This is a genomic window from Streptomyces toxytricini (assembly GCF_014649915.1).
In the GTDB taxonomy this organism is placed as follows: domain Bacteria; phylum Actinomycetota; class Actinomycetes; order Streptomycetales; family Streptomycetaceae; genus Streptomyces; species Streptomyces toxytricini.
In genome coordinates this window covers 175,948-192,889 of sequence record NZ_BMTY01000004.1, presented here as the reverse complement: position 1 = coordinate 192,889, position 16,942 = coordinate 175,948, and the positions used below count along the sequence as shown (strand labels likewise).

Sequence of the window (16,942 nt, the reverse complement as noted above, 5' to 3'; positions counted from 1 at the left end):
GCCTGTTCCGCATTCCGTTCCGCGGGCAGACCGTGACACCTGGAGGTTCCCGCCGTGCCCTGGCCCGCAGCCCTTCTGCCGCTGGCAGCCGCCACTCCGGATCCGGCGACGTCGGTGCAGGAAGCCCACGAGAGCGTCACGAACGCGGCGAGCTTCATAGAGGAGAACTGGGCCGGGTGGCTGTACCTGGGCCTGAAGATCCTGCTCATCGTGGTGATCGCGATGGCGCTCCGCTCGGTGGTCCGCAAGTCGCTGACGAAGCTGATCACGCGCATGAACCGGGGCGCCGAGGCCGTCGAGGGGACCGCTCTGGGCGGGCTGCTGGTCAACGCCGAGCGGCGGCGCCAGCGTTCCGAGGCGATCGGCTCGGTCCTCCGCTCGGTGGCCTCGTTCCTGATCCTCGGCACGGCGAGCCTGATGGTGCTCGGCGCGCTGGACATCAACCTGGGCCCGCTGCTCGCCAGCGCCGGTGTGGCCGGTGTGGCGATCGGTTTCGGCGCGCGGAACCTGGTGACGGACTTCCTCTCCGGCGTCTTCATGATCCTGGAGGACCAGTACGGCGTCGGAGACAAGATCGACGCCGGTGTGGCCTCGGGTGAGGTCGTCGAGGTCGGCCTGCGCGTCACCAAGCTGCGCGGCGACAACGGCGAGATCTGGTACGTGCGCAACGGCGAGATCAAGCGGATCGGGAACCTGAGCCAGGGCTGGGCGACGGCGACCGTGGACGTCCAGGTCAAGCCGACGGAGAGCCTCCCGCGGATCCGCGAGGTCGTCGCCGGTGTCGCGGACGCGATGGCGAAGGAGACTCCCTGGGACGAGCGGCTGTGGGGTCCGGTCGAGGTGCTGGGCCTCGACGAGGTGCTGCTGGCGTCGATGACGGTGAAGGTGTCGGCGAAGACGATGCCCGGCCAGCAGTTCTCCGTCGAGCGCGAGCTGCGCTGGCGCATCAAGGAGGCCTTCGACGAGGCCGGCATCGGGATCATCGGCGGCCTGCCGGGAGCCGAGGAGGAGGAGCCCGCAGCCGATCCGGCGGCCTCGGTGGCGCCGCCGTCGGCCCTGGCCAACCCGGCCTCCCCGCAGTCCCAGGCGACCGCGCCGATTCCGCCCGGCGGCGGCGTGCCGTCGTCCGGAGCCCCTCGGATCACGAAGTAGGGTCCAGGCTCCCCCTTTTCCCTGTCGCCTTTCCGCTGTCGCCCCCTCCGCGCCCGCGCCCCCGAGGGGGCGGCGGCGTTTCAGGGCGCGCCCCCGTTGACATGCCGCCGGGTCCGACAGGAAACTTTCCCAACAGTTGTCCGATCGAGGGAGAGAGATCCCCATGGCCGGCCCCGGCCCCGGAACGCCCGGCGTGCTGCGCGCCATGAACGACCGCGCGGCGCTCGACCTGCTGCTGGCGCACGGCCCCCTCTCCCGCACACGGATCGGCAGCCTCACCGGCCTCTCGAAGCCAACCGCCTCCCAGCTGCTGGCGCGCCTGGAAGCCGCCGGGCTCGTCGTGGCCGCCGGCACCACCACCGGCCGGCCCGGGCCCGGCGCCCGCCTGTACGGGGTCAACCCGGCCGCCGCGCGCGTCGCCGGACTGGACGTCACCCCCGACCGCATCACCGCCGCCGTCGCCGACCTGACCGGCGGGGTCGTCGGCAGCAGCGAAGTCCCCTGCACGGGGAGCGGCGGCCCGGCCGGGCAGGCCGCCCGCGCCCTGGACGGCGCGCTGGACGCCGCCGGGCTGGGCCGCGGCGACCTGCGCCGCGCGGTGATCGCCCTGCCGGGCTCCTTCGACCAGCGCACCAGCGTCCTGCGCCACGCGGGCCACCTGCCGGACGGCCATGAGTCCCGCGCCCTGCCGGAGGAACTGGCCGCGGCGCTGTCCGTGCCGGTCGGGTACGAGAACGACGTGAACCTGGCCGCGGTCGCCGAGCAGCGGCTCGGCGCCGCCCGCGGCCACGACGACTTCGTCCTGCTGTGGAACGGTGCGGGTCTCGGCGCCGCGGTGGTGCTGGGCGGGCGGCTGCACCGCGGCCGGACGGGCGGGGCGGGCGAGGTCGGGTTCCTGCCCGTGCCCGGGCGCCCGCTGGTCCGGCAGGCGGCCCGGGTCGGAGCGGGCGGCTTCCAGGAGCTCGCCGGCGCGGGCGCGGTGGTCGCCCTGGCCGCCGGGCTGGGCCTCGCCCCGCCCCCGGCCGACGGGCCCGCCGGGGCGGGGGCCGGGGGCGCGGCGCAGGCCGCCGCGGCCGCCGCGCTGCTGCGGCGCGCCGCCGCCGAACCCGAGGGCGCGCACCTGAGGCTGCTGCGGCGGTACGCCACTGCGCTCGCGACCGGGCTCGCCGCGCTGGTCGCCGTACTGGACCCGGAGCTCGTCATCCTCTCCGGCGCCGTCACCGACGCCGGCGGGGCGGCCCTGCGCGACCTGGTCCAGGCCGAGCTCGCCGACCTCGCCCCCTCCGCGCCCCGCCTGGTTCCCGGGAGCGTGCGCGAGAGGCCCGTGCTGCGCGGCGCCCTGGAGTCCGCCCTGGCCACGGCGCGCGACGAGGTCTTCGACACCTTGCGCCGCTGACCCCGTACCCCTCCACCGGAGTGAAAGGCTGGCGACCGTGACCTTGAAACTGGCAGTGGTGGGCGGCGGGTCCACCTACACGCCCGAGCTGATCGACGGCTTCGCGCGGCTGCGCGACACCCTCCCGATCGCCGAGCTGGTGCTGGTCGACCCCGCCGCCGACCGCCTGGAACTCGTCGGCGGCCTGGCCCGCAGGATCTTCGCGCGGCAGGGCCACCCCGGCCGGATCACCACCACCGCCGACCTCGACGCGGGCGTCGACGGCGCGGACGCGGTCCTGCTCCAGCTGCGCGTCGGCGGCCAGGCGGCCCGGCTCCGCGACGAGACGTGGCCGCTGGAGTGCGGCTGCCTCGGCCAGGAGACCACCGGCGCAGGCGGCCTCGCGAAGGCGCTGCGCACGGTCCCGGTGGTCCTGGACATCGCCGAGCGGGTCCGCCGCACCAGCCCCGGGGCCTGGATCATCGACTTCACCAACCCGGTCGGGATCGTCACGCGCGCCCTGCTGGACGCCGGGCACAAGGCCGTCGGGCTGTGCAACGTCGCCATCGGGCTCCAGCGGAAGTTCGCCGCGATCCTCGGCATGGAGCCGGCGGACCTGCACCTCGACCACGTCGGGCTCAACCACCTCACCTGGGAGCTCGGCGTCCGCAAGGGCGGCCCGGACGGCGAGGACCTGCTGCCCGGCCTGCTCGCCGGCCACGCGGACCGCATCGCCGCGGAGCTGCGGCTGCCGCGGCAGGTCCTGGACCGGCTCGGCACCGTCCCCTCCTACTACCTGCGCTACTTCTACGCACACGACGAAGCGGTCCGGGAACTCGGCGCCAAGCCCTCGCGGGCCGCCGAGGTGGCCGCCATGGAGCAGGAACTGCTCACCCTGTACGCCGATCCGGCCCTCGACGAGAAGCCGGCGCTGCTGGCCTCGCGGGGCGGGGCCTTCTACTCGGAGGCGGCCGTGGACCTGGCGTCGGCGCTGCTCGGCACCGGGGCGGGCCGCGGATCGGTGCAGGTCGTCAACGCCCGCAACCGCGGGACCCTGCCCTTCCTCCCCGACGACGCGGTCGTCGAGGTGCAGGCACGGGTCGACGGATCGGGCCCGGTGCCGCTCCCGGTGCCGCGGCTGGACCCGCTGTACGCGGGGCTGGTGGGACACGTGGCCGCGTACGAGGAGCTGGCGCTGGAGGCGGCGCTGCGCGGCGGGCGCGACCGGGTGTTCCGGGCGCTGCTGGCACACCCCCTGATCGGCCAGTTCGACCGGGCGGAAGGGCTCGCGGACCGGCTGCTCGCGCACAACAGGGAGTACCTGCCGTGGGCGTGAGCCGGCCCGCGGGCGCCGCCGCCCGGGTCGGGGCCGCGGCGGCGGCCGTCCTCGCGGTCGACGCGGGGAACAGCAAGACCGACGCCGCCCTGGTCGCCGCCGACGGCCGCGTCCTCGGCCGGGGCCGCTCCGGCGGGTTCCAGCCGCAGCGGACGGGGACGGACGCGGCGGTGGACGAGCTGGAGCGGGCCGTCGCCGCGGCCGCCGCCGAGGCCGGGCTGAGCGGCGGGCCCCCGTACGCGGACCGCGTCTCGGCCTGCCTGGCGAACGCGGACTTCCCCGTGGAGGAGGAGCGGTTCGCGCGGGCGATCGCCGTCCGCGGCTGGGCCGCGGCCGACCGGGTGCTCGTACGCAACGACACCTTCGCGGTCCTGCGGGCCGGGCTGGCCGACTCGGACGCCCCGGCCGGGGTCGCGGTGGTGTGCGGTGCCGGCATCAACTGCGCGGGCATGTTGCCCGACGGGCGAACGGCCCGCTTCCCGGCGATCGGCAGGATCTCCGGGGACTGGGGCGGCGGCGTGCACCTGGCGCAGGAGGCCCTGTGGTGGGCGGCGCGGGCCGAGGACGGCCGCGGCGGGCCGACCGGGCTGTCGCGGGCCCTGCCGCGGCACTTCGCCCTGGAGTCGGTGGCGGCCCTGGTCGAGGCGCTGCACCTGGGGGAGCTGCCGCGGCGGCGGCTCCACGAGCTCGTACCCGTCCTGTTCGAGAGCGCGGAGGAGGGCGATCCCGTTGCAGCCGCGCTCGTCGACCGGCAGGCGGACGAGGTCGTCGCGATGGCGGCGGTGGCGCTGGCCCGGCTGGACCTGCTGGGGGCGCGGGCGCCGGTGCTGCTCGGCGGCGGTGTGCTCACGGCCGGGCACCGGCGGCTCGACGCCCGGATCGCGGCCGGGCTGGCGGAGCGGGCGCCGCTGGCCCCGGTCCGCGTGGTGGAGGCGCCGCCGGTGCTCGGTGCGGCGCTGCTCGGGCTGGACGCGGCAGGTGCGCCGGTGGCCGCGAGGGCAGAGCTGCGTGCCCATTTCGGGTGAACCCGCCCGGGAAGGGCCCGCGTCTGGAACCGTGTCGGTGGCGCGGACGTATTCACGGTGAAGGCGTGGCGGGGGCGGCGCCGCCCGGGCACGGGGAGGGGACCGTCCGGGATCGGACACCGGGTGCTGTGGCCGGCCGCCGCTCCGGCCATACTGCTGCGGAGCATGGAGGACCGAGGGGGAGGTCACGGTGGCCATCACAACACGCGCGCCCGCGCCGGCCGGCGGCGCCGGCGGCCCGGCCGCAGGGCCGCCCGCCGGTCCTCCCGGGCCCGGCACCGCCTGGGCCGAGGGGGTCGAGCGGCTGCGCGCCGCAGCGACCACCGAGCCGGGCCGGCTGCGGATCATCGGCGCGCTCGTCGCCGGAATCGTCCTGCTGTTCGGGGCGGTGACGGTGTGGGAGGTCGCCGGCCGGGTCGGCTCCGCCGAGGACGTGGTGGGCCGCAGCCAGCCGCTCAGTGCGGACGCGGCGAGCATCTACCGCTCCCTCGCGGACGCCGACACGGCCTCGTCGAGCGGGTTCCTCGCCGGCGCGGACGAGCCGCGCGAGGTGCGGCAGCGGTACGAGAAGGACATGGCGGGCGCCTCCCGGCTGCTCGTCAGCGCCGCGGCGAACGCCGGGGAGGACGCCGAGTCCCGCCGGCAGATAACCCTCCTCGGGGAGCAGCTGCCCCGCTACACCGGCCTGATCGAGCAGGCCCGCGCCAACAACCGGCAGGGCCTGCCGCTGGGCGGCGCCTACCTGCGGTACGCCAACGAGCAGATGAGCACCCAGCTGCTGCCGGCCGCGCAGCGGCTGTACGAGGCGGAGACGGGCCGGCTGTACGCGGACTACGACAACGCCCGCTCGCTGCCGCTGGCCTCGCTCGGCGCCGGGATCCTCGCCCTGGCCGCGCTGGGGTGGGCCCAGCACCGCAACTACCGGCGGACGAACCGGGTCTTCAACCGCGGCCTCGTCGCGGCGACGGCCGCCACCCTGGTGGCGCTGCTGTGGCTGGCCGTGGGGCACGCCGTGGCGCGCTCGTCCCTGGCCGAGGCGCGGACGGAGGGGCAGGAGTCGCTCAAGGTGCTGACCGACGCGCGGATCGCCGCGCTCCAGGCCCGCGCCAACGAGAACCTGACGCTGATCGCGCGCGGTGCCGTCCTCGCCGCCGACAAGAAGTCCGACAAGTACGACGTGGACTTCGCGGCCAACATGAAGGACCTCGACGCGGGCTTGGAGAAGGCGCTGCGCCTCGCCGACGACGACAAGGGCCGCGAGCCGGTCGCGAGCGCCGCGGACGGCGTCCGGCAGTGGAAGCAGCGGCACGCCGCGGCCCGGGAGACGGACCTGCGGGGCGACTACCAGGCGGCCCTGCCGCAGGTCATCGGGGACAGGGACCACAAGGACAGCAGCGGGGCGTCGTTCGACACGGTCGACGCCTCCCTGGAGCGGGCTCTGGCTCACGAGCAGGCGGAGTTCACGCGGGCCGCCCGGTCCGGGCTGGGCGCGTTCGGCGGGTTGGTGACGGGTTCGGCGGCCCTGGCGGTCGCCGGCGCTGCGGCGGTGCTCCTCGGCATCGGGCGCCGGCTTTCGGAGTACAGGTGACAGCGATGCGGACAGGCGTGAGGCGCGAGGACGAAGCCCCCCGCGGCGGCGGCCCGGCGGGCGGGCGGACCCGGCCGCCGCGGATGCGCCGGCTCGCCCGGCGGCTGCGCGGGTGGGGCGGGGTCAGCGCGATGGCCGCGGCCTGCGCGCTGACCGCGGCCGTGCTGCTGCCGCTGGCGCAGGCGGCCCCGGAGGACGGCCCTGCGGCCGCGGTCCGCCCGCCGGGCTCCGTCGCGGCCGTCCCGCAGGCGCCGTGGACGCTGACCGACACCTGCCCGGACCCGGAGGCCAGCCTGCGCCCGTCCGCGGGCGACGGCCCGACGATCGAGCGGATCCGCAAGGCGGGCAAGCTCGTCGCCGGCGTGGACCAGAACAGTTTCGCGTGGGGGTACCGCAACCCGGTCGACGGCCGCCTCGACGGCTTCGACATAGCCCTGGTGCGGGCGATAGCCAAGGACATCCTGGGCGACGAGAACGCGGTCATCTACCGGGCCATCCCGACGAACCAGCGCATCCCCGCCCTCCAGGAGGGCCGGGTGGACGTCGTCGTGCGCACCATGACGATCAACTGCAAGCGGTTGGAGGACGTCGCCTTCTCGACGGCGTACTTCGAGGCCGGGCAGCAGGTGCTCGCGCCGAAGGGCTCCCCGATCACCGGGTACGACGCCTCGCTGAAGGACCGCCGGATCTGCACGGCGGCCGGCTCGACGGCGGAGACCGCCCTGAAGGCACAGGCGTACGGGGCGGTCCCGGTCAGCGTCCCGAACCAGCTGGACTGCCTGGTCCGGCTCCAGCTCGGCGAGGTGGACGGCATCATCACCGACAACGCGCTCGCCGCCGGGCAGGCCGCGCAGGACCCCTCGGTGCGGCTCGTGGGGTCGCCGTTCACCAAGGAGTTCTACGGGGTGGCGATGCACAAGGGCGCCCCGGACCTGGTGCGCCGCGTCAACAAGGTGCTGGAGGACTACCGCGCCGGAGGCGGCGGCAGCCCGTGGATGCAGGCCTACGCCCGCCACCTGGGGCCCGTGCTGCCCGGCGTGGCCGGGCCGCCCGCCCCCAAGTACCGGGACTGACGGCGGTGGCAGGGGTAGGCCGCCCCGGCGGGGAAGAATCGGAGCCGGACGCCGGGGATCCCCGGCGGGACGGCGCAGGAGCGGAGGCGGGGCCGGTGGAGGCACGGTCGTTGGAGGCGCAGTCGGCGTTGATGGACCGGGACGACGTCGACCGTGCGCTGGCCCGGCTCGGGGCGGAGCACGAGGCTGTCGAGACCTCCCTGCTCGCGCTCCAGGACCACGCCGGGCGGCGCCTGCTGGAGGGCGCCGGCCTGGCCGGGGTGACCAAGGAGCGCTGGGCCGCCGCAGACGCCGCCATCAGCCGGCTGTGGACGTACTTCGACGCCTACAGCGGGGCGCTGGCCGCGGCCCGCGCCATCCGGGAGCGGCGGCGCTGGCTCAGCCGGGACGACCTGGTCGACCTGACGGAGCGGCTGCGCGGGCCCGGCGTGCACATCGCCGGCGCCGCGGCCGGGGGAGCGGGCCTGGCCGAGCGGTTCTCGCTGGCGGAGCTGGTGGCCCGGATGAACGAGCTGTACGCGGGCTCCCTGGACGTGGTGGTCGCCGCCGACGCGGTGTGGTCGGCGCTGCCCGCCCGGATCGACCTGCTGGCGGCGGAGCTGCGTCGCACCCGGTCGCTGGCCCACTCGGTGGGCGTCCGCCCCGGCGAGCACCCCGCGGGCGACGACCTGGAGGCGATCACCGCGGAGCTGGCGGATCTGCGCGAGCAGGTCATCGCCGATCCGCTGGCGTTCTGGCAGTCGGCCGCGGGGAGCTCCGCGCCGGGCGGAGGCCGCCCCGACACCGGCCGCTACGACCGGGCCGCGCTCGCGCTGGAGGACGTACGCCGGGAGGTCGAGGCGGTGCTGGCCGTCCGGCAGGACGCCGAGCAGCGGCTGGTCGCCCTGCGGGACGTCCTCTCCCGGGCCGACCGGACCCTGGCGGAGGCCCGGGCCGCGCGCACCGAGGTGCTGGCGAAGATCGCGGCGTCGGAGGTGCCCGCGGTGAGCGGTCCGCCGACCGCGCTGCAGGAGCAGCTGGCGCTGGCCGCCGAATACCGGCGCACCGCGCGCTGGCACCGGCTGTCGCCGCTGCTGGACGCGCTGGAGGAACGGGCCGAGGAGGAACTCTGCCGGGCCCGCGAGTCGTTGACCGCGGTGACGGCTCCGCTGGCCGTGCGCGCCGAGCTGCGCGGCCGGCTGGACGCCTATCGGGCGAAGGTCGCCCGGCACGGCCTCGCGGAGGACGTGGTGCTGGTAGAGCGGTACGACACGGCGCGGCGGATGCTGTGGAGCGCGCCGTGCGACCTGCGGGCCGCCGAGCAGGCGGTGCTGCGCTACCAGCAGGCGGCAGCGGAGGCGCTGGCCCCGCAGCAGGACGGGCCCGTGGGGCCGGGAGGGGAGGACGCATGAGCCAGGTCGGGACCGCGTGCGCCCGCCCCGGCTGCCCGGGGGCGTACGAGGACATGGGCGGCGGCGGGTTGTACTGCGGGACGTGCGGGCTGGCTCCCGCCGCCACGGAGCCGGGTGTTCCGGCGCCGGGTGCCGCGGGGCCGGGAGGCGCCGCGCCGGGAGCTGCCGCTCCAGGGGGTGCCGCGGAGCTGGTGTCGCCGCCGACGGGCATGACAAGCCCGGCCCGGCACCCCGGCCCGCAGGGTTCGCGGGGCTCCGGCCGGTCCGGTTCGACCTCGGCGCGCTCCGCCGGCTCGGCGTCCGCGCGCTCCTCCCGCTCGTCGCGCTCGTCGTCGTCGCGGCGCTCGGTGTCCGGCCGGCTGGCCGGTGTGGCGTCGGACCGTTCGGTGTCGGTGCGCAGTTCGGGCTCGTCGGCCGGCTCGTCGGGCCGCAGCCGGCTCGGGGCCGGGCTGGTCAGCGTTCCCGAGGTGCCGCGCCCGGACCCGTCGGCGGCCGTCCTGCAGAACCCGGAGGTGCCGGAGCGCAAGCGGTTCTGCTCGCGCGCCGACTGCGGGGCCCCGGTGGGCCGGGCCCGCGGCGACCGGAAGGGCCGGACGGAGGGGTTCTGCACCAAGTGCGGGCACCCGTACTCCTTCGTGCCGAAGCTGCGCCCGGGCGACGTCGTGCACGGCCAGTACGAGGTCGCGGGCTGCCTGGCGCACGGCGGCCTGGGCTGGGTGTACCTGGCGGTCGACCGGGCCGTCTCCAACCGGTGGGTGGTCCTCAAGGGCCTGCTGGACACCGGCGACCAAGACGCGATGGCGGCGGCCATATCGGAGCGCCGGTTCCTCGCGGAGATCGAGCACTCCAACATCGTGCGGATCTACAACTTCGTGGAGCACCTGGACCAGCGGACCGGCTCGCTGGACGGGTACATCGTCATGGAGTACGTCGGCGGCAAGTCGCTGAAGGAGATCGCGAACGGGCGGCGCCGGCCGGACGGGCGCCGCGACCCGCTCCCGGTGGAGCAGGCCTGCGCGTACGGGATCGAGGCGCTGGAGGCGCTCGGTCACCTGCACAGCAGGAACCTGCTCTACTGCGACTTCAAGGTCGACAACGCGATCCAGCAGCAGGACCAGCTGAAGCTGATCGACATGGGCGCGGTGCGCCGGATGGACGACGCCGAGTCGGCGATATACGGCACGGTCGGCTACCAGGCGCCGGAGGTCGCGGAGGCGGGCCCGTCGGTCGCCTCCGACCTGTACACGGTGGCGCGGACACTGGCGGTCCTGACCTTCGACTTCCAGGGCTATACGACCGTGTTCGCGGATTCGCTGCCGGACCCGGAGCACATCGAGGTGTTCCGGCGGTACGAGTCGTTCTACCGGCTCCTCGTGCGGGCGACGGATCCGGATCCGGGGCGGCGGTTCTCGTCCGCTCAGGAGATGGCGGACCAGTTGACGGGTGTGCTGCGGGAGGTCGTCGCCCTGCAGACGGGCCGCCCGCGGCCGCAGTTGTCGACGCTGTTCGGACCGGAGCTGCGGGTCCCGGACACGCGCCTGTTCGCGGACGCCACGGATGCGGAGGTGTCCCGGCTGGGGGCGCGGCCGGTGCCCGGCCACGGCGCGCTCCTCGGCCGCCTGATCGGCCTCGCCGGCCGCGGTACGCGGCCCGCCGCGGCGGAAGGAACGCCGGCCGTCACCGCGTTGGCAACGGCACCGGCAGGCGGAGGCCCCGCGGCTCCCGCCGCCGCGGTCCCGGCCGCGGCGCCCCTCGGAGTCGAGGCGACCCACCGGGCGAGCGCCGTCCCGGCGCCCCGCCGTGACCCGTCGGCGGCGGCCGAAGGCGCGGCCGTATCCCGTCCGGAGGCCGCGGCCGACGGTCCGGCCGCCGGGCCGGCGGCCGGGCCGGCGGCCGTCCGGCGGGCCGTCGCGGACGCCCGTGAGATGGCGCTGGCCCTGCCGCTGCCGCTCGTCGATCCGGGCGACCCCAACGCCGGGTTCCTCGCCGGACTGCTGGCCTCCGCCCCGGCCGACCTGCCGGCCGCCCTGGCCGCGGCGCCGTCGGACTCGGTCGAGCTGCGCCTGCGGGCGCTGCGCGCCCGGTTGGAGCTGGGCCGGACCGCCGCCGCGGGCGCCGCCCTGGCCGAGCTGGAGGCCGCACATCCGGACGACTGGCGGGTGGTGTGGGCCCGCGGCGTCGTCTCGCTGGCCGGCGGGGAGGACGCGGTCGCCGCCCTGTCCTTCGACGCGGTCTACGACGCCTTCCCCGGCGAGCCCGCGCCGAAGCTGGCGCTGGGTCTGTGCGCCGAGGTCCTGGGGCAGTTGGACAACGCGGCCGAGTACTACCGGCTCGTGTGGGCCACCGACCCGGGTTTCGTGAGCGCCGCGTTCGGGCTTGCCCGCGTCCAACTGGCCGCCGGGGACCGCGAGGCGGCGGTGCGCACCCTGGAGTCCGTCCCGGAGTCCTCCATCCACTACACCGCCGCCCGGGTGGCGGCGGTACGGGCACGTCTGCGCGACCGCTCTCCCGGAGAGGGCCTGCTGCCGGATCTGGTGGCGGCTGCGGCGCAGGTGGAGGCGCTGGAGCGGCTCGGGTTGGACGCGGAGCGGCAGGAACGGCTGTCGGTGGAGGTTCTGGGCTCGGCCCTGGACTGGGTACTGTCGGGTAGCCGGGGGACGGACCCCGGCCGGACCACGCTGCTCGGCAGTCAACTGGACGAGCGGGGCCTGCGCTTCGGCTTGGAGCGCTCGTACCGCGTCCTCGCGCGGCTGGCGCAGCGCGGTGAGGACAGGATCGAACTGGTGGAGCGGGCCAACCGTTTCCGTCCCCGGACGTGGGTGTGATTGATGTCGATGCATCGGCCGTCTGGCTGCCCCAGCTGCGCGGAGCCCCTGGAGGAGGGGGACCGTTTCTGCGGTTACTGCGGCTCCCCCGTCTGCGCGTTCCCGCCGCCCCTGCCGGCGGACGACCCGACTCTGGCCCTGCCCGTCCCGGCTCCGGCGCCCGCCCCGGCGGCGGCCCGCGCCGCCGTGTCGCCGGGCCGGCCTCCGGCCCCGCCGTGGCCGGCGGGCGGTGCCTCCCCGTGGGACGCGGCGGGCCCCGGCCCCTGTGACCCGCCGGCCCCGCCGGCGGCGGGGCCCGCGCCCTCCGGCGTCCCGGCATCCCCGTCCCCCGCGTGGGGCGACGGCGGGGCCGCGCAGGACGCCGGGGCCGGTTCCGCTCCGGCCGGGTGGACCGGCGACGGCTACCACCTCGCCGACCCGGCCTGCGCCCCGGAGCCCGGGCCCGCGGCCCCGCCCGCCCCCGCGCCGGAGCCCGCCGCCCCGGCGCCTTCCGGACCGGCGGATCCGGCGGCCGCGCAGGACCCCGCGTACGGCGGCGGCGAGACCCGCCACGACCGGCCGTACGGCGGTCCCGACGCGCCCGGCGCCTCCCCGTGGGCCGCGGCCGCGGCCGAAGCCCCGTACGGCAGCACCCCGCCCGGACACGAGGCGGCGGGCAGGAAGACGTGCGTCGCCTGCCGGGCCGGCCGGGTCGACACCGACGGCTACTGCGAGCACTGCGGCCACGCCCAGCCGCGGGAGCGCGACCACGTGGAGGAGGAGCTCGGCAGCGTCGCCGCGGTCAGCGACCGCGGGCTGCGCCACCACCGCAACGAGGACTCCTTCGCGGTGGCCGCCACGGCCCTCGCCGACGGCTCCACCGCCACCGTCGCCATCGTGTGCGACGGTGTGTCCTCGGCCAGCCGGCCGGACGACGCCTCGGCCGCCGCGGCCGCCGCGGCGAACGAGACCCTGCTGGAGGCCCTCCCCCGCGGCACCCACCCGAAGGAGGCCATGCACCGGGCGATCCTGGCCGCGGCGGACGCCGTGACCGCCCTCGCCCCGGAGGTCCCCGGCGCGCAGAACGCCCCGGCGTGCACCCTGGTCGGCGCCGTCGTCAGCGGCGGCCTGCTGACCGTCGGCTGGGTCGGCGACAGCCGCGCCTACTGGGTCCCGGACGACCGCGGGGCGCTTCCGCGGCGGCTGACCGAGGACGACTCGTGGGCGGCGCAGATGGTCGCGGCCGGCCTGATGGGCGAGGCCGAGGCGTACGCGGACGCCCGCGCGCACGCCATCACCGGTTGGCTCGGGGCGGACGCGTACGAGTTGGAGCCGCACACGGCCACCTTCCGGCCGGACCATGCGGGCGTCGTCGTGGTCTGCACCGACGGGCTGTGGAACTACGCCGAGTCCGCCGTCGACATGGCCCGGGTGCTGCCCGCGGACGCGGCCGTCCGGCCCCTGCACGGCGCGCAGGTCCTCGTCGGGCACGCCCTCGACGGCGGCGGCCACGACAACGTCACCGTGGCCGTGGTGCCGTTCGCGGCCCCGCCGGCGGACGGCACGGCCGCGGACGCCTCCCCGCGAGCGGAAGCGGCAGCGCACCCCCGGGCCTGAGCCGGCCGGTCCGGGTCCGCCGGACCGGCCGTGCCGGCCGCACCGCTCCCCGGAGCCGGCCCGTCCCTCCGCGAGCAGCACAGGTGAGCCCCTCCCCACCCCTGCCCAGGACCCGAGGAGTCCCGCCCATGGCGAACTTCGCCAAGCCGAGCGCCCCGCACTTCAGCGTGGAGGTCTACCAGAACGAGTTCCTCCCCGAGGGCGGGCGCGAGGTGCACGCCATCCTCACGGTCACCTCCACCGGCGGCGCTGCCGCCACCCGCGCCTCCGTGGCCCGCGGCCCGGCCGCGGTCGTCGTCATGGTCGACTGCTCGGGGTCCATGGACTACCCGCCGGAGAAGATGCGCGGCGCCCGCGAGGCCACCGCCGCCGCGATCGACACCCTGCGGGACGGCACCTGGTTCGCCGTCATCGCCGGGACCCACATCGCCCGCGAGGTCTACCCCGGCCAGGGCCGCCTCGCCGTCGCCGACCGGGCCACCCGGGCCCGCGCGAAGGAGGCCCTCGGCGGCCTCACCCCCTCCGGCGGCACCGCGATCGGCACCTGGCTGCGCCTCGCCGACGGCCTGCTGCGCCAGTCCCCCGCGGCGATCCGGCACGGCATCCTGCTCACCGACGGCCGCAACGAGCACGAGGACCCGGCCGCCCTGCGGGCCGTCCTGGAGTCCTGCGCGGGCCGCTTCACCTGCGACGCCCGCGGCGTGGGCACCGACTGGGAGGTCAAGGAGGTCAGGGGCGTCGCGAGCGCGCTGCTCGGGTCCGCCGACATCGTCGCCGACCCCGCCCGCCTCACCGAGGACTTCACGCTCATGATGGAGAAGGCCATGGGCAAGGAGGTCGCCGACGTGGCCCTGCGCCTGTGGACCCCGGTCGGCGCGGAGGTCCGGTACGTCAAGCAGGTCTCCCCGAGCGTCGAGGACCTCAGCGGCCGGCGCACCGAGGCCGGCCCGCGCACCGGCGACTACCCGACGGGCTCCTGGGGCGACGAGAGCCGCGAGTACCACGTGTGCGTGCACGTCCCCCCGGCGGCCGTCGGCCAGGAGATGCTGGCCGCCCGGGCCTCCCTCGTCCTGCCGGGGGCGGCGGGCGGGCCGCCGTCCGTGCTCGGCCAGGGTCTGGTCCGGGTGGTGTGGACGGCCGATCCGGCCACCTCCACGGCCATCAATCCGCAGGTCGCGCACTACACGGGACAGGCGGAGCTCGCGCAGGCTATCCAACAGGGCCTGGAAGCCCGCAAACTGGGCGATGTCGATGGTGCCACGGCCAAGCTGGGGCGAGCGGTGCAACTCGCGAGCGTCTCCGGGAACGCGGACACGGCCCGCCTGCTGGCGAAGGTGGTGGATGTCGTCGATGCCGCGGCGGGTACTGTGCGGCTGAAAGCGAAGGTTGCGGACGCCGACGAGATGACGCTCGAAACGCGTTCGACCAAGACCGTCCGAGTCAAGAAGACCTGAGAGGACCTGCCCCGACGAGGCAGGCTGAAGGGGGAAGAGCCGCCATGCCGACCTGCCCTAATGGGCACCAGTCCGCCTCCGACGACTGGTGCGAGGTCTGCGGCCACCGCATGGCTGCCGCCGCGGGGGCGTCGTCCGCGTCCTCACCCTCCTACGGCTACGGCTACCCCCCCACCGCCGGTGAGCCGACCGCGCAGGCGGAGCTGTGCCCGCAGTGCCGGACCCCGCGCGAGGCAATGGCGCCTTTCTGCGAGGAGTGCCGGTACAACTTCCTGACCCGCTCGGCCACCCCGTACCAGCCGTCGGCCGGCCAGGAGCAGGGGCTCACCGGGGGCACCGGGATGCGGACGCCTCCCCCGCCGCCGGCGCCGTCCCCCGCGGCCTTCCCGCAGGACCCGTTCGAGTACCAGGGCTCCCGGCCGTCCCGGGTGAACCGGCCGGCCGAGCCGCTGTCCCGCGAGGACGACTGGCTGCTGCCGCCCCCGTCGCACGAGCAGCAGCAGGTGCCGCAGCAGCAGTACCAGCAGCCCGCGTACGAGTACCAGCCGCACCGGCAGCACCCCCACCAGCCGCAGCAGGCGCACCAGCAGCCCCAGGCGCAGCAGCCCTTCCCGCCCCGAGGGGGCGGCTCCTGGTCCGTGACGATCGCCCCCGACCGCTCGTACTTCCTGGCGATGATGCAGCGCAGCGGTCCGGAGGCGGCCCAGCTGAACCTGCCCGCATACTCCCCGGAGCAGCACGTTCCGCTTGCGGGCGGCCAGGTCACCATCGGCCGCCGCCGCGGTTCCACCGGGGAGTCCCCCGATATCGACCTGTCGGTGCCGCCGGAGGACCCGGGCGTCTCCCACCAGCACGCGGTGCTCGTCCAGCAGCCCGACCTGAGCTGGGCGGTCGTGGACCAGAACTCCACCAACGGCACCACCATCAACGGCGGCGAGGACCCGATCCAGCCCTACGTCCCGGTGCCGCTCTCCGACGGCGACCGCGTCCACGTCGGCGCCTGGACCACGATCACGATCCGCCGCGGCTGACGGCCCCGCCCGGGCGGGGCCGGCGCTCACCGGCCGGCGTCCCCCTCCTCCCCCAGGGGCCACACGTAGGGGCCCTGGGGGTCGTCGAGCCACGCCCACTGCCCGTCGGCGCAAACCGTCACCCCGAAGCGCTCCCGGGCCGGCCGCCCCTCCGCCCGCCACAGGTCCAGGGCCTCGCGCGGATGCAGGGCGCCCCCGGTCAGCCCGAGCATGAACTGGAAGCGCTCGTTCTCCACCAGTTCGTACGGGATCCCCTGCCCCGGGGTCTCCACAGCGGCCCGCGCCACCGCCCCGCGCAGCGGCACGAAGTAGGCGGGGGTGTGCAGGAAGCGGCCCTCCGCGAAGTCCGCGTCCCGCACCCGCAGCGCGATCAGCCCCGTCGACAGGGGGGCGAGGATCCGCGCCCCGGGCCGGCACTGGCCGAGCCACGCGTACGGGATCCGCGGGAGCGTGCACGTCACGAGGATCCGGTCGTACGGGGCCCGCGCCGGGCACCCGCGCGCCCCGTCCCCGGTGACGACCGTCGGCCGGTGGCCGAGCGCGGCCAGGTGCGCCCGCGCAGACTCGGTGATCTCCTCGTCCAGGTCGACCGTGGTGACCAGGTGGTCGCCGAGGCGGTGGCACAGCAGGGCCGCGTTGTAGCCGGAGCCCGTCCCGATCTCCAGGACGCGGTCCCCGTCCCGGACGTCCAGCGCGGTGAGCATCTTGGCCATCAGCGAGGGCTGGCTGCTGGAGGAGACGAGTTCGCCGTCGCGCAGCCGCGTCGCGAGCGGGGCGTCCTTGTACACCCCGCGCAGCCAGCGGGCGCGGCGGGCCGGGTCCGGGTCCTCGCCCCACAGCCGCTCGTGCCCGGCGCCGCGGCCCGTGAAGAACCAGGGGACGAAGACGTGCCGGGGCACCGCCGCGAAGGCCGCCCGCCAGGCGGGGTCGTCCAGCACCCCCGCCGCGGCCAGTTCGCGCACCTGCGCGGCGTGCGCCGCCCCGCGCAGGTCCCGCGCGCCCTCCTGCTCGACGGCGTGCGCCGCGCGGCGGGTACGGGGCCTTGAATGGCCGGTGTATCCGGAATGTGGTGCTGGTGCGCCCATGGGTCCACTGT

The 16,942-nt window shown here is 76.4% G+C and carries 12 protein-coding genes; 11 read left to right on the top strand and 1 reads right to left on the bottom strand.

All coding sequences use genetic code 11. From position 1 onward, the window contains the following. Positions 1-54: 54 nt before the first annotated feature. The 11 genes from IE170_RS06790 to IE170_RS06740 all read left to right on the top strand — a co-directional run bounded on the left by IE170_RS06790 (position 55) and on the right by IE170_RS06740 (position 15,846). Positions 55-1,152 (top strand): mechanosensitive ion channel family protein, encoded by a 1,098-nt coding sequence (locus IE170_RS06790; RefSeq protein ID WP_189808369.1) that lies wholly within the window; start codon positions 55-57, stop codon positions 1,150-1,152. Between the two features lie 163 nt (positions 1,153-1,315). After that, positions 1,316-2,548, top strand: coding sequence for an ROK family transcriptional regulator (locus IE170_RS06785; RefSeq protein WP_189808368.1), 1,233 nt, complete (start codon positions 1,316-1,318; stop codon positions 2,546-2,548). A 43-nt stretch (positions 2,549-2,591) separates the two neighbouring features. Further along, complete coding sequence (locus IE170_RS06780) at positions 2,592-3,863, top strand: 6-phospho-beta-glucosidase (RefSeq protein ID WP_189808501.1); 1,272 nt, start codon at positions 2,592-2,594, stop codon at positions 3,861-3,863. Next, on the top strand, positions 3,854-4,888 hold the full coding sequence (locus IE170_RS06775) for an N-acetylglucosamine kinase (RefSeq protein ID WP_373298952.1): 1,035 nt from the start codon (positions 3,854-3,856) through the stop codon (positions 4,886-4,888). The genes IE170_RS06780 and IE170_RS06775 overlap by 10 nt, the downstream gene beginning before the upstream one ends. A gap of 190 nt (positions 4,889-5,078) precedes the next feature. After that, positions 5,079-6,476, top strand: coding sequence for a GlnX family signal transduction membrane protein (locus IE170_RS06770; RefSeq protein ID WP_373298951.1), 1,398 nt, complete (start codon positions 5,079-5,081; stop codon positions 6,474-6,476). Between the two features lie 83 nt (positions 6,477-6,559). Further along, the gene (locus IE170_RS06765) at positions 6,560-7,549 is read left to right on the top strand and encodes a glutamate ABC transporter substrate-binding protein (RefSeq protein ID WP_189808499.1); all 990 of its coding nucleotides are present in this window, start codon (positions 6,560-6,562) and stop codon (positions 7,547-7,549) included. Between the two features lie 131 nt (positions 7,550-7,680). Next, the gene (locus IE170_RS06760; protein ID WP_189808366.1) at positions 7,681-8,940 is read left to right on the top strand and encodes a hypothetical protein; all 1,260 of its coding nucleotides are present in this window, start codon (positions 7,681-7,683) and stop codon (positions 8,938-8,940) included. Continuing rightward, positions 8,937-11,765: a serine/threonine-protein kinase gene (locus tag IE170_RS06755; RefSeq protein ID WP_189808365.1), complete on the top strand. Its 2,829-nt coding sequence runs from the start codon at positions 8,937-8,939 to the stop codon at positions 11,763-11,765. Before IE170_RS06760 ends, IE170_RS06755 begins: the two co-directional genes overlap by 4 nt. Before the next feature lie 3 nt (positions 11,766-11,768). Then, positions 11,769-13,361: a PP2C family protein-serine/threonine phosphatase gene (locus IE170_RS06750; RefSeq protein ID WP_189808364.1), complete on the top strand. Its 1,593-nt coding sequence runs from the start codon at positions 11,769-11,771 to the stop codon at positions 13,359-13,361. Positions 13,362-13,489: 128 nt separating this feature from the next. Next, the gene (locus IE170_RS06745) at positions 13,490-14,815 is read left to right on the top strand and encodes a vWA domain-containing protein (protein WP_189808363.1); all 1,326 of its coding nucleotides are present in this window, start codon (positions 13,490-13,492) and stop codon (positions 14,813-14,815) included. A 44-nt stretch (positions 14,816-14,859) separates the two neighbouring features. After that, entirely contained in the window at positions 14,860-15,846 is a 987-nt protein-coding gene (locus tag IE170_RS06740) for an FHA domain-containing protein (RefSeq protein WP_189808362.1), read from the top strand. A gap of 26 nt (positions 15,847-15,872) precedes the next feature. Here IE170_RS06740 and IE170_RS06735 read toward each other — a convergent pair whose 3' ends face one another. After that, positions 15,873-16,931 (bottom strand): methyltransferase domain-containing protein, encoded by a 1,059-nt coding sequence (locus IE170_RS06735; protein ID WP_189808361.1) that lies wholly within the window; start codon positions 16,929-16,931, stop codon positions 15,873-15,875. Positions 16,932-16,942 lie beyond the last annotated feature (11 nt).